This is a genomic window from Pseudomonas sp. efr-133-TYG-23 (assembly GCF_030209215.1).
Classification (GTDB): domain Bacteria; phylum Pseudomonadota; class Gammaproteobacteria; order Pseudomonadales; family Pseudomonadaceae; genus Aquipseudomonas; species Aquipseudomonas rhodesiae.
On record NZ_JARVSL010000051.1, the window covers coordinates 17,619 to 31,608 of the forward strand.

Genomic DNA, 13,990 nt, shown 5'->3' on the forward strand with positions numbered 1-13,990 from the left:
TGCCGGCATGACGCTGCGCGTTCTGTTCCTGTTGTGTTGCCTATTGCCCCTCGCCGCCGTGGCCGTCCCCCTGCCCGCCCCCGATCATGGTCCGGCGTTGCGCATCCAAGGCTCCAACACCATTGGCGCGGCATTGGGCCCGGCACTGGTCAAGGGGTTGATGGCGCAGCAGGGTTTGCAAGACGTACACAGCGAGCCGGCCGACGGAGCCAATGAACAGCGGATCGTCGGCAAAACGCGCCAAGGCAAGACGGTGACCGTCGAGGTGGCGGCCCATGGTTCCAGCACCGGTTTTGCAGCGCTTAAAAAAACCAGCGCGGACTTGGCCGCCTCGTCCCGACCCATCAAGGACAGCGAACTGGTGGACCTCGAACCCCTGGGCGACCTGAAAAGCCCAGACGCCGAACAGGTGATCGCCATCGATGGCCTGGCCATCATCCTTAACCCACGCAACCCGCTAACGACGTTGAACACCGTGCAACTGGCGCAGATCTTCAACGGCGAGATCAGCACCTGGGAGGCGTTGGGCGGGGTCGGCGGGCCGATCCATGTGTATGCGCGGGATGATCAGTCGGGCACCTACGACACCTTCAAAGAGCTGGTGCTGCGCCTGCGCGGTAAGCCGTTGGTGGCGAGCGCCCAGCGTTTCGAATCCAGCGAGCAGTTGTCCGACGCGGTCAGCGGCGATCCCCAAGGCATCGGCTTTATCGGCCTGCCCTACGTGCGCCAGGCCAAGGCGGTGGCGGTTGTCGACGGGGATTCGCAACCGATGCTGCCGTTGAACAGCCTGATCGCCACCGAGGATTACCCGCTGTCACGCCGTTTGTACTTTTACTTGCCACCGTCGAACCGCAACCCCTGGGCCGATGCGCTGGTGGACTTTACCCAGAGCCCCAAGGGCCAGGCGATTGTGGCGGCCAACGGCTTTATCGCGCAGCAGGTGCAAGCCATGGCCGTGACACCGCGCCCCACGATGCCCGACGACTACCAGGCAATAGCCCGCGACGCCCAGCGCTTGAGCGTGAATTTTCGCTTCGAAGAAGGCAGCGCCAGCCTCGACAGCAAGGCACGCCAGGACCTGCAACGGGTGGTGGCGTACCTGAAAAGTCACGGCAAGCTCAATAAGCAGGTCACGCTAGTGGGCTTTGGCGACGCCAAGAATGACCCGCAACGCGCAGCATTACTGTCCAAGCTGCGTGCCATGGCGGTGCGGCGCGAGCTGGTTCGCAGCGGCGTGGTGCTGCGCGATATCCGTGGGTTCGGGGCGCAGATGCCGGTAGCGGCGAATACGGCGGATGAGGGGCGGATCAAGAATCGGCGGGTGGAGGTGTGGGTGTATTGAGGCTTGGGTGTTGGGTTGCTGGCACTGGCCTTATCGGGGGCAAGCCCCCTCCCACACTGACTGGAAGCACACGATCACAGGTGGGAGGGGGCTTGCCCCCGATGCAGGCGCCGCGTTCTTACTGCCCGCCGCGCATCAACTCCCGAGGCACGTACTTGCCGATCTCGAACTTGCCGATCGCCGCGCGGTGCACTTCGTCCGGGCCGTCGGCCAGGCGCAGGGTGCGCTGCATGGCGTACATGTAGGCCAAGGGGAAGTCGTTGGACACCCCGGCACCGCCGTGGATCTGGATCGCGCGGTCGATCACCTTCAGGGCGACGTTCGGCGCCACCACTTTGATCTGGGCGATTTCGCTTTTCGCCACTTTGTTACCCACGGTGTCCATCATGTACGCCGCCTTCAGGGTCAGCAGGCGCGCCATGTCGATTTCCATGCGTGAGTCGGCGATCTTGTCGATATTGCCGCCCAACCGCGCCAACGGTTTGCCGAATGCGGTACGGCTGACCGAGCGCTTGCACATCAATTCCAGCGCGCGCTCGGCCATGCCGATCGAGCGCATGCAGTGGTGGATACGGCCCGGGCCAAGGCGCCCCTGGGCTATCTCGAAGCCACGCCCTTCACCCAACAACACGTTTTCGTAAGGTACGCGCACGTTGTCGAACAGCACTTCGGCATGGCCGTGGGGCGCGTCGTCGTAACCGAACACCGGCAGCGGCCGCAGGATTTTCACCCCGGGGGTGTCCACCGGCACTAGGATCATCGAATGCTGCTGGTGACGCGGCGCATCGGGGTTGCTCAGGCCCATAAAGATCAGGATCTTGCAGCGTGGATCGCAGGCGCCGGAAGTCCACCATTTCTTGCCGTTGATCACCCACTCGTCGCCCTGGCGTTCGGCGCGGGCGGCCATGTTGGTGGCGTCCGAGGAAGCCACGTCCGGTTCGGTCATGGCGAATGCCGAGCGGATCTCGCCGCGCAGCAGTGGTTCGAGCCAGCGCTGTTTCTGTTCGGCATTGGCGTAGCGCACCAGCACTTCCATATTGCCGGTATCCGGCGCCGAGCAGTTGAACGGCTCCGGCCCCAGCAGCGAACGGCCCATGATTTCCGCCAGGGGCGCGTATTCGAGGTTGGTCAGGCCAGCGCCCAGTTCGGACTCGGGCAAGAACAAATTCCACAGGCCCTCGGCTTTAGCTTTGGCTTTGAGTTCTTCCATGATCGCAGTGGGCTGCCAACGGTCGCCTTCGCTGACCTGGCGTTCAAACACCGGCTCGGCGGGGTAAACGTAAGCGTCCATGAACGCAGTGACGCGTTCACGCAGTTCCTGAACCTTGGGCGAATAGGCGAAATCCATGAGCAGCTCCCTTCTTGGAGAGGTTGTTTAGGTCATGCAATCGATGCTAGAACAGCGTTGATAATTTACCTAGCCTATTCTCGGCGTGTATTAACATTCATCACCGATATATGATCGGCGTATGAACACCTAACAATAAGAGCGCAACGAAATGAATCTGAGCAAGGTCGACCTCAACCTCTTCATCGTCTTTGACGCGATCTACACCGAAGCCAACCTGACCCGCGCCGGGCAGATTGTCGGCATCACCCAACCGGCGGTGTCCAACGCTCTGGCCCGCCTGCGCGAGACCTTCAACGACCCGCTGTTCGTGCGCACCGCCCAAGGCATGGTGCCCACGCCGATGGCGCAGAACATCATCGGCCCGGTGCGCAATGCGCTGTCGCTGCTGCGGGTGTCGGTGCAGGAAAGCCGCATCTTCAACCCGCAACAGGCGGCCAAAACCTACCGCATCAGCATGACCGACCTTACCGAGGCGGTGATCCTGCCGCCGCTGTTCCAGCGCCTGCGCCGCCTGGCGCCCACGGTGGTGATCGAGAGTTTCCTGTCCAAGCGCCGCGAAACCACCAAGGAACTGGCCGCCGGGCGCCTGGACTTTGCCGTGGACGCGCCGCTCAATACCGACCCGCAGGTGCGTCACGTCAAGCTGATGGAGGACCGCTACGTCTGCGCCATGCGCAAGGGCCACCCGATGGCGGGCAAGGACAAATTCACCTTGGACGACTACCTGTCGCTGACCCATATCCATATCTCCAGCCGTCGCAATGGTCTGGGCCACGTCGACCTGGCGCTGGGCAAAATGGGCATCCAGCGCAAGATCGCCCTGCGCTCCCAGCATTACCTGATGGCCTCGCAAGTGCTGCAGCAGACCGACATGGTGATGACCGTGCCCGAGCGCTTTGCCCGACGCCATGAACTGCACTGGTTCAACTTGCCGGTCAACGACGTACCGCCGGTGGAAACCCACTTGTACTGGCACGAAAGCACCGACCAAGACCCGGCCAACCGCTGGATGCGCGAGCAGATGATCGAGCTGTGCCAACAAGTCACCGCCCACGAAAAGAAGCTCGACAAACAACAAGCTTGAGCGCCCCTCCCGTGCAATGGACTACCAAGGAGCCCTTTGTGGGAGGGGGCTCGCCCCCGATGGTCCGCGCAGCGGACCTTGACGTTCACGTCAACCTACCTTTAGCTTAGCGCCAGAACTTTCTTGAGCGCCGCCATGAGCACTACCTACAGTATTTCCGACCTCGCCCGCGAGCTGGATATCACCACCCGCGCCATTCGTTTCTATGAAGAACAGGGCCTGCTGGCCCCTGAGCGGCGTGGCCAGGAGCGCATTTACAGCGCGCGGGACAAGGTCAGCCTCAAGCTGATCCTGCGCGGCAAGCGCATCGGCTTTTCCCTGGCCGAGTGCCGCGAATTGATCGAACTCTATGACCCCAGCAGCGGCAACCACATCCAGCTCAACAGCATGCTGGCCAAGATCGCCGAGCGCCGTGAGCAGTTGGAACAGCAACTGCTGGATATCGAACAGATGAAGCTGGAACTGGACACCGCCGAAGAGCGTTGCACCCAGGCCCTGGCCCAAACCATGCGCCAGGCCGGCGATTGATCAGAAGGTGACCGCCATGACCCTCCCCTCCCACGTCCGCCTGGTTGAAGTCGGCCCGCGCGACGGTTTGCAGAACGAAGCCAACCCCATCAGCGTCGCGGACAAGGTTCAATTGGTCGACGCCCTCAGCGCCGCCGGCTTGAGCTATATCGAAGTCGGCAGTTTTGTTTCGCCCAAGTGGGTGCCGCAAATGGCCGGCTCCGCCGAAGTGTTCGCCCAGATCCAGCGCAAACCCGGCGTGACCTATGGCGCATTGGCACCGAACCTGCGCGGTTTCGAAGACGCGCTGGCCGCCGGGGTCAAGGAAGTGGCGGTGTTCGCGGCCGCGTCCGAGGCGTTTTCCCAGCGCAATATCAACTGTTCCATCAGCGAAAGCCTGGAACGTTTCGCGCCCATCATGGCCGCAGCCCAGCAACACGGAGTCAGTGTGCGCGGCTATGTGTCCTGTGTATTGGGCTGCCCCTATGAAGGCGAGATCGCCGCCGAACAGGTGGCGGTAGTGGCGCGGGAGTTGTATGCCATGGGCTGTTATGAAGTGTCGTTGGGCGACACTATCGGCACCGGCACGGCGGGCGCCACCCGCCGCCTGTTTGAAGTGGTCGGCGCGCAGGTGCCACGGGACAAGTTGGCCGGGCATTTCCACGACACCTATGGCCAGGCCATCGCCAACGTGTACGCCGGGCTGCTGGAAGGCATCCAGGTGTTCGACAGCTCTATTGCCGGGCTTGGCGGCTGCCCGTATGCCAAGGGCGCCAGCGGTAACGTCGCGACCGAAGACGTGCTGTACCTGCTCAATGGCCTGGGCATTCACACCGGGGTCGACTTGGACGCCTTGATCCTCGCAGGCCGGCAGATCAGTCAGGTGCTGGGGCGCCCCAGCGGTTCGCGGGTGGCCAAGGCGCGTAACGCTGTGTGAGTAGCACGCCTGTGACAATGTGTTACCCAAGCCCTACACATCGAGTAACACGGGAACATATTTTGTCGTATTTGCCCCCGGTCATTTCCTACACAAAAATCAACTCCTTGATTTTAAAGACATTTTAAAAGTTGGCACGGCTTCTGCTATCTCTATGGCATAACAAGAATAAAAAGCGCCAAACCTAATAAAAATAAGACGAAACGACTCTGACATAACAAAAACAACACGGCAGAGACGCAGCTAACAGATTTTTTTGGAGAAGATGTGCTTCGCAGGGTACGGCGTGCCGAGACCCGCAACCGGATAGAGAAAAATAAAACTACCTTCAGGTAGCTACCCACTGGTTGGATCGCTTGCGAAGAAGCAGATCAGCGCTCAAAAAAATACGTTTGCTCTTGATCCCGGATGGGGATCGCCAAAAACAGCGGTAAAGGGTAACGGTTGCCAAAAACAACAATAGACCGCCCCTCAATAATAAAAAAAGAGCAGGCAACGCACATTAAAGGGGACCTTCGGGTCCCCTTCGTGTTGTGGGCGTTCGGCTCCTCACACCGATGTGCCTTCGCTGGCCATGAAATTGTTCAGCACCTTTCGAGTCAGACGCTGCAATGCCTGTGTTTGCTCTTGCTGTCGCGCCGCCGCCAGTTGCTTGAGTTCCCCGTCGAAGAACGCACTGGGCATGGCGCCATCGACCAGAATGTCGTCTTTGCTTTTGCCCAACAGGCGCGCCAGCCTGTCGACCGCCGCATCATGACGGCTCTGCCAGTCCGCTTGCGCCGCCAGGTCCGCCCCCGTGTCTTGCTCGCCTTGCACATCCGAAAGCTCGAACAACGCCGAGCTTTTTTCCTCGATCAATTCAATACCCGGGCCCATCAATGCCTGGAGCTCCTGCGGGTATCGGCTGCGCAGGTGTTTCTCCCAGAATTCACGTCCCACGAAAAAAGCGCTCTCGTCAGCGGTAACACTTTCGTTCCTGAGCACTTGCCGATAAGCACTGTCGAGGGCTTGCTGGCTCACATTGGCCTGCTGGGGAAACAGCATCTCACGGGTGTTTATCGGCAGCCCCAGCCTGTCCGCCAGCCCGATCCGGTAGGCCAGGATCACTTCGACCTGCTCGGTAAAACCCGGCCCGCGGGAAGCAACGTCCTGTTCAGCCACGGCGTCCACCAGCGTCAGACGGAACAACTGGCGGGCGATGCTGATCAGTGAGCCTTCGCTGTCAGCTTCCCCCGCCTGCTCAAGCGCCTTCAACGCCAACAGCTCACTCTCGAGGTTCATGAACTCCACCGTACTGCCATCCCCGCAGGTGACACGATCATCGGCGATGCCAAACAGCGACTCGCGAATGGCCTGGCTTTGACTGGCGGCCTCCAACAAGTCCCACACCCGCTGGGTCAATGCGGCGCGGGTGACCGGCGAGGCGTATTCGGCGCTACGGGTAGTGTCAGCCAGGACCGTGAACAGGGCGGCCGAATCAGGGCAAGCCTTCACGTCGTCCCACAGCCGGGCGCGGTGCGTCTGTGCGGCGGCAGGCACCTCTCGCAACCACAGGGTCCGAGCCTCGTCCAACGTGACGTGGTCGGCCCACTGCGCCGGATCCACCGGCGCCTCCAGGCCAAGGCGTTCGCGGGTGGCCGCCGACAGCGGGTTCTCGTGCACGTTGATCCGGTCCAAGTGCTGATACGCATAGTCGGGCAAGGTTGTGATCTGGTTCGAGTGCAGGTCGATCCTGGCCAAGGACGTCAATTGCTCGGCCCCCATCGGAAAGGTCGTGGTGCCGGTGTCGGCCAGATAAAGTTGATTGAGGCTGCGCATGCCCCGCAGATCGGCGGTCCAGCCCAAGCGGCGATTGTCGGACAGATCGAGGATTTTCAGGTCTCGCATCCCTTCGAGGCGCGCACGACTGGCGTCGGTCAGTTGCAGGTCATTGCGACTCAGGTTGAGCTTGGTCAGCCCCGCCCCGCCATGGGTGAACTCCGGCAGTTGCGTGAGGTTGTTTTCGCGCATATTCAGCCAGCGCAGGCGGCCGAATGCGTTGAGAAAGGGGAGCGAGCCGTCCGACAGCCCCATTCGGCCTAAATCCAGGCTGCCCACATGATCCATATTCGCCGTTATCGGCGGCAGTTCACCCACCAGTTCGTCCGATAAATCCAGAATGTGGCCAATCGGTGTTTGATCCGCCGCATACGCTTGCGGCGACTGGCGTTGCCACGCGGCCATAATCGTCCCCGCGACCCTGCGACGAATTTGGCTGTGGCCCGGCTCTGCGTCCTGATGCCAGGCGTCCAGCGTCTGCTTCAGCTGGTTGTATTCCTCTTCGAGGCTGCTGAGGCGGGCTAGAACCTGGGCATCAGTCAAACCTTGAAGCCCATACAGGGCTTCGACTTCTTCAAGTGACTTCGACGGGTACAGATACATGGCTTTCATGGTGCAGATAAACGGCCGCCGCCCCGCGCCGCCCACCGGGCTAAGCGGGTACCCAAACCGCCCGTCCGCCAGGCGCATAGGCGACTTGAACCCCGGTTTGATGGCTTGCAAGCCAAGGGCCTGGCGCGTGGCCTCTTCGCTCAAGGGCTGTTGTGCGAGCTGCTCCTTCAACGCCTGGGTGGAGGCTTTCAGTTGCCGCCAATCCGTGCGCCCGCTGTAACCCACCCGCCAGAGCGCGGTGTAGAACGCATCTTTGTCCGAGCGCCAATACTCCAGATCATCGGGACCGCTGAACAGCTTCCACTCGTTGAGGCTGATGCGCACGAGGCGTAACTGCCTGGGCGCGTCAGCACGCCCGACACGGTCCAATAATTCACCGTCATAGGTGTTAGCGCGTAACTCAAGACCCACGCCGTCAAGACGACCCGGCAGCGTCGCCAGCTTGTGCAGCGCCAGACGCACACTGTCCGGGGTGAGTTCGTTATCGAACAACAGATCGGTATGGGCGCGCAGGGCTCGGACCTTCTGCCCATAGCGGCGCGCCTCTTCAGCCAGACGCAACGGCACACGGGAGGTTTCGCCCATACGCGACAACTCCTGGTCGGTGGCGTGGGCCAGCAGGTCTTCGGCAATCAGTTTGGGCAAGCCTGGAAAGTCGCGCTGGAGCAGTTGCACATTCGCCTCACTGGACACGTCCCCGGCCGCGATTTCAAGGCCAAACAACCTGGCTTTGCTGTCCTGCGCCAACTCGCGCAATCGGTCGCGGTAACGCAGCGCCCTCGCCTGGGGTGTGCGCTGCTCGCTCATCATGCGTTCAACCAAGCGATCCGCGTACGCCTTATCGGCGGCCGTCGCCAGAAAGTCGGAATCAATTCTGCCGGTCAGCATCAGTTCATAACGCAGCGCTCGCTCGACGGCCGGCTCGTCCAACAGGTGCCGGATCTGCTCTTCGCTCAATTGGCTCAGCAGCGACGGCAGAATCACGCCATCCCGGGTCGCCGCTTGGGCCAGATCGAGCTTGACCACCTGACTGCGTTGGGCGACAGCGGCCGAACGCCAGACGATATCGCCGTCGGCATCCAAGGCGACCAGCACCCTGGCTTCAGGCCACTTGCCGCTGTCGAGCAACAACCTCATTTGCAAGTTCCAGTCGACACGCCCAAAGACGGCAGGGTCGGTACTGCTCAGGCGGTCAATGAAGCCTTGGTAGCGACGGGCAGATTCGAAGCGCCGCAGCGCTTCTCTGAACAGCGGCGGCGGCAATTGCTGATCGACGTAAACCCGGCGCAATTGCTCATCCGTGACCCCACTCAGCGCTCGGACGTGCTCCAATTGAGCGTCGCTGAAAGCGTCGACGCTGGGGCCGAGACGTCGCAACAGGGTCTTGCGATCCCACGTCAGGGGTTGTTCGAATTCATGCACCCAGGCACCCGCCCCGTTGTGGCGTACCCTGGGCCAGTAACGGGCGTCGCCATCGGGGTGGACGAGCCTGAATTCTCCCTCGGCGATGGCTTGCACCTTGTAGTGACCGCCGTGGGTCGACGGCAGGTACGTGGCGCCTTGATGCTCATACAAGCCCAGGCTGTTCGGCTTCAGCTCAGCGGGTAGGCTGATCGAGTGGGTGTACCGCGTCGGATCGAAGTCAAATAAACGGCTGCGCCCGCCGAAGTCGACATGCACCAAACGCTTGATAAAAGCGGTCTCTTTGAACGCTGCCAGCGCGGCGGGCACCGCCAGCCCCGCCAAGTTCAGACCCACCGCCGAGAAGTGCGCCCAGACCGCGCGCGCATCGCCCTCGGACCACGCCTGTATGCCTTCTGCCACGTCGTCGACCATTTGCACCGCCGCAACTATCAGCATCACTTCGCCAAGGTACGGCACCACAAATGCCGCCACGTTCAGCACATCCAGTATTTTTTTGCCCCACGACCACAGCCAGGCTTTCTCCGCATGGTCCGTAGCCTCTTGCGTGGACACGGCGCTCGCCTGAGCGTTTTCCATGATCGAGCGAACCCGCTGTTGCGCGCTGTCGATCCACACGTCACGCCAAGGCGGTGCGTAGGTGCCCTGGCGGTGAAGCCGGGCTTTGAGCGCCGGGTCGAAATCCTGCGTGGCGGTGTAAACCTCGTCGGGGTCCAGTAGTGCCTTGAGCTTGGTAAAAAACACTTCTTGCCGGGAAAGCGGGACGAACTGGCTGAAGAAGGTACGGTAGTCAGCACGGCACAGGCGCGTGGTCAGGTGGTCGACGAAGGCGGTGAGGTTGTCGTAAGCCTTGAGCGGGTGCAGCGGATCGCCGGGGATGTAGACCATGCACGGTCGCGGCAGGACCGTGGCATTTCGCAGATGGGGCTGCCACACCACCGGCCCGATGATCAGCACCTGCTCGATCACGACCGTGCACAACTGCAAGGGCGAAAAGCTGACGTCATCCTCTGCCCATGTGTGCCCGGTCTGTTGAATCAGAATCGCCTGGATCAAGCGATGGTCCTGGGGCTGGATATGGCCCTGCATCAGGGCAATTTCGGCGGCCAATTCCAACTGATTGCGGTGCGCGGTGATCAACGTGCTGTACAGCTTGCCGGTCAGGGCGCCGGGGGGCTTGGCCAGAATCGGGGCATTGATGATGCCGCGCACATGCTCGTAGTAGGACTGCCCCAGGTCCAGCGTCCGGCACAGGGCGGCAAATTCGTGGGCTTTGATCGACAGTTTGAACGACTTGACACTCGCAGGTGCATGCTTCTTTGCGCTGGAATATTGGTGGAAGTTATAGCGGGTGATCAAACGACAATCCAAGCAGATCGGCTTGCTTGCGTCGTCCTCGGTGAAATTCATCAAGGCCGCTTCAAGCAGGCTGACGCCCTTGTAGAAATACAGCGGCGACGACGCTGACGACACGGTGGTGGTCGACAGTTCTTCCGAATCGGTGCTGCACGATCTCTGCTCCATCTTGCGCGCGTAGAACACGCTCGTGACGTCGAGGCGCAGGCCGAACTTCTCTTCAATGGCCGCCACCAGCAAGGGTTCGGCATAGTCGGCGGGGCTTTTGAGTTGGCTGAACCATTGATCCAGCTGGTTTAACGACGTCCGGCTGCGGTCGTGGACCGCCTTCAATCGGTTTTTCGCTGTTGAGTCGGCGTTGGTGTACCAGGACGGGATAACCAGCTTGAGGTTGGCCAATTCGGTCTTGCGCGCTGCCAGCGCATCGGTATACCAAGCGGGGGTGTTGTCCTGAATGGGCCCCACATGGGGGCTTGGCTCATCGACATCGGGCAGGGCAAGCGGATCAGTGAGCAGATCGGTCATGGGCATCGCCTTCGAGTAGCGGAATAATCCGCCACTCTAGGCAGCTGGCGCAGGCCGAACGCGGTAGCCCAGCACCCCGTTTCAGCGCTCGGTGCTCAATTCCTGGAGGCTGATCTCGCGCATGCGAAACTTCTGGATCTTGCCCGTGACGGTCATCGGAAACTCATCCACGAACTTGAAGTGCTTAGGCGTCTTGAAGTGCGCAATGCGACCCTTGCACCAGCCCTGCAAATCCAGCTCATCGGTCGCGTGGCCCGGATGGAGTTTGATCCAGGCGACGATTTCTTCGCCGTAGCGCGCATCCGGAATGCCGATCACCTGCACATCGGCCACCGCCGGGTGGGTGAAGAAAAACTCCTCCAGCTCGCGCGGGTACACGTTCTCGCCGCCGCGAATGATCATGTCCTTATTGCGTCCAGCGATGCGCACATAGCCGTGCTCATCCATGCTTGCCAGATCGCCGGTGTGCATCCAGCCGGCCTCGTCGATGGCCTCGCGGGTTGCCTCGGGATTATTCCAGTAGCCGAGCATGACGCTGTAGCCTCGGGTGCACAGCTCGCCGATTTCACCGCGCGCGACGGTGTTGCCATCGATGTCGATGATCTTGGTTTCCAACTGCGGTTGGGTGCGGCCGACGGTGGTGACCCGGCGCTCCAGATCATCCTGCGGCCCAGTCTGCAACGACACTGGGCTGGTTTCGGTCATACCGTAGGCGATCTGCACTTCACCCATGTGCAACTCGCTGATCACGCGGCGCATCACTTCGATGGGGCACGTGGCGCCGGCCATGATGCCGGTGCGCAGGCTGGACAGCTCAAACTCACCGCGCTGCGGGTGATCAAGTAACGCGATAAACATGGTGGGCACGCCATACAGGCCAGTGGCGCGTTCTTCGGCGACGGCGCTGAGGGTCAGCAATGGGTCGAAGCCGTCGTTCGGGTAGATCATGGCGGTGCCATGGGTGATACAGCCCAGGTTGCCCATCACCATGCCAAAGCAGTGATACAGCGGCACCGGGATCACCAAGCGATCCTGGGCGGTCAGGCCCAGGCTCTCACCGACCATGTAGCCGTTATTGAGAATATTGTGATGACTGAGCGTGGCCCCCTTGGGGAACCCGGTGGTGCCGGAGGTGTACTGGATATTAACGGCTTGGTCGAAGTGCAGGCTGGCCTGGCGCTGGTGCAGTTGCTCGGGCGTTACCTCGGCGCCGAGGGCGGCCAGCGTCGACCAGGGCATAAAGCCTGCCGGCGGGCTGGGATCAAGGCTGATGACGCCGCGCAGGTCGGGTTGCAGGTCCTGGAGCATTCCGTGGTAATCGGAACCCTTGAACGCCCCGGCGCACACCAGCCACTGACAACCGGACTGTTTGAGCACGTAGTCCAGCTCGCTGGTGCGGTACGCCGGGTTGATATTGACCAGGATCACGCCGAGCTTGGCGCTGGCAATCTGGCTGATCAACCACTCGGCGCAGTTCGGCGCCCAGATGCCCAAGCGGTCGCCGGTCTGCAGGCCCAAGGCGAGGAATGCGCGGGCGTGCAGGTCGACGGTATCGGCCAGTTGCCGCCAGGTATAGCGCCGTGACTGATGACGCACCACCAGCGCTTCGCCATCGGGGAATTGCGCCACTGTGCGATCGAAGGCCTGGCCGATGGTCATGGCCAGTAAGGCTTTGTCCTGGGAGCCACGGCTGTAGCTCTGATGCGGTTGATCCATAACGACCCCTGTTATCTTTTTTGTAGGTTGACGTAAACGTAAACTACGATTGACAGCGTCACAACGCAAGCTTACGTTAACGTAAAGGTGAGCGCCCTCCCCTGGCGCGCCGACCACACAACAACAAAGCTCACATTAAGGTGCCTGTCCATGAGTTACCCGTCCCTGAACTTCGCCCTCGGCGAAACCATCGACATGCTGCGCGACCAGGTGCAGTCCTTCGTGGCCAAAGAGATCGCACCGCGCGCGGCGCAAATCGACAGCGACAACCTGTTCCCCGCCGACCTGTGGCGCAAATTCGGGGACATGGGCCTGCTCGGCATCACCGTACCGGAAGAGTACGGCGGCGCCGGCCTGGGTTACCTGGCGCATGTGGTGGCCATGGAAGAAATCAGCCGTGGCTCGGCATCGGTGGCGTTGTCCTACGGCGCTCACTCCAATCTCTGTGTGAATCAGATCAACCGCAACGGTAACCACGCACAGAAGCTCAAATACCTGCCCAAACTGATCAGCGGCGAACACGTCGGCGCCTTGGCCATGAGCGAGCCGAACGCCGGCTCCGATGTGGTCTCGATGAAGCTGCGCGCCGACAAGCGCGGCGACCACTATGTGCTCAACGGCAGCAAGACCTGGATCACCAACGGTCCCGATGCCAACACCTATGTGATTTACGCCAAGACTGACTTGGAAAAAGGCCCACATGGCATCACCGCGTTTATTGTCGAGCGCGACTGGAAGGGCTTCAGCCGTAGCAACAAGTTCGACAAATTGGGCATGCGCGGCTCCAACACCTGCGAGCTGTTTTTCGATGACGTCGAAGTGCCCGAAGACAACATCCTCGGCGTGCTCAATGGCGGCGTGAAAGTGTTGATGAGCGGCCTGGACTATGAGCGCGTGGTGCTCTCCGGCGGCCCCACCGGGATCATGCAGGCGTGCATGGACCTGATCGTGCCGTACATCCACGACCGCAAGCAATTCGGCCAAAGCATCGGCGAGTTCCAGTTGATCCAGGGCAAAGTCGCCGATATGTACACCCAACTCAACGCCAGCCGTGCCTATCTGTATGCGGTGGCCCAGGCCTGCGAACGTGGCGAGACCACGCGCAAGGACGCCGCCGGGGTGATCCTCTACAGCGCCGAACGGGCCACGCAAATGGCCCTGGATGCGATCCAGATTCTCGGTGGCAACGGCTACATCAACGAATTCCCCGCCGGGCGCCTGTTGCGCGATGCCAAGCTGTATGAAATCGGCGCCGGCACCAGTGAAATCCGGCGGATGCTGATCGGTCGCGAACTGTTCAACGAAACTCGCTGAGGGCAC

At 61.3% G+C, this 13,990-nt stretch carries 8 protein-coding genes; 5 read left to right on the forward strand and 3 right to left on the reverse strand.

Annotated elements, in window-relative coordinates; translation table 11 throughout:
* Positions 1–7: 7 nt before the first annotated feature.
* The gene (locus QRN41_RS25535; protein ID WP_167417747.1) at positions 8–1,342 is read left to right on the forward strand and encodes a substrate-binding domain-containing protein; all 1,335 of its coding nucleotides are present in this window, start codon (positions 8–10) and stop codon (positions 1,340–1,342) included.
* A gap of 118 nt (positions 1,343–1,460) precedes the next feature.
* On the opposite strand, the gene QRN41_RS25540 is transcribed toward QRN41_RS25535, so the two are convergent.
* Positions 1,461–2,690: an acyl-CoA dehydrogenase gene (locus tag QRN41_RS25540; RefSeq protein ID WP_034114234.1), complete on the reverse strand. Its 1,230-nt coding sequence runs from the start codon at positions 2,688–2,690 to the stop codon at positions 1,461–1,463.
* Positions 2,691–2,841: 151 nt separating this feature from the next.
* Between QRN41_RS25540 and QRN41_RS25545 the strand changes: the two genes are divergently transcribed.
* The 3 genes from QRN41_RS25545 (at position 2,842) to QRN41_RS25555 (ending at position 5,221) form a co-directional block, all read left to right on the forward strand.
* Positions 2,842–3,777, forward strand: coding sequence for a LysR family transcriptional regulator (locus tag QRN41_RS25545; RefSeq protein WP_034098802.1), 936 nt, complete (start codon positions 2,842–2,844; stop codon positions 3,775–3,777).
* 135 nt (positions 3,778–3,912) lie between these two features.
* Positions 3,913–4,305: a MerR family transcriptional regulator gene (locus QRN41_RS25550; RefSeq protein ID WP_034098804.1), complete on the forward strand. Its 393-nt coding sequence runs from the start codon at positions 3,913–3,915 to the stop codon at positions 4,303–4,305.
* Positions 4,306–4,321: 16 nt separating this feature from the next.
* A complete protein-coding gene (locus QRN41_RS25555; RefSeq protein WP_034098805.1) occupies positions 4,322–5,221 on the forward strand; it encodes a hydroxymethylglutaryl-CoA lyase in 900 nt (299 codons plus the stop codon).
* Between the two features lie 549 nt (positions 5,222–5,770).
* On the opposite strand, the gene QRN41_RS25560 is transcribed toward QRN41_RS25555, so the two are convergent.
* Both QRN41_RS25560 and QRN41_RS25565 read right to left on the reverse strand, forming a co-directional pair.
* Positions 5,771–10,954 carry an NEL-type E3 ubiquitin ligase domain-containing protein gene (locus tag QRN41_RS25560; protein ID WP_285422262.1) on the reverse strand — a complete coding sequence of 1,728 codons (5,184 nt, stop codon included), beginning with the start codon at positions 10,952–10,954 and terminating at the stop codon, positions 5,771–5,773.
* Positions 10,955–11,035: 81 nt separating this feature from the next.
* Entirely contained in the window at positions 11,036–12,670 is a 1,635-nt protein-coding gene (locus tag QRN41_RS25565; protein WP_167417744.1) for an AMP-binding protein, read from the reverse strand.
* 150 nt (positions 12,671–12,820) lie between these two features.
* Between QRN41_RS25565 and QRN41_RS25570 the strand changes: the two genes are divergently transcribed.
* Positions 12,821–13,984 carry an isovaleryl-CoA dehydrogenase gene (locus QRN41_RS25570; RefSeq protein WP_167417743.1) on the forward strand — a complete coding sequence of 388 codons (1,164 nt, stop codon included), beginning with the start codon at positions 12,821–12,823 and terminating at the stop codon, positions 13,982–13,984.
* Positions 13,985–13,990: the final 6 nt, after the last annotated feature.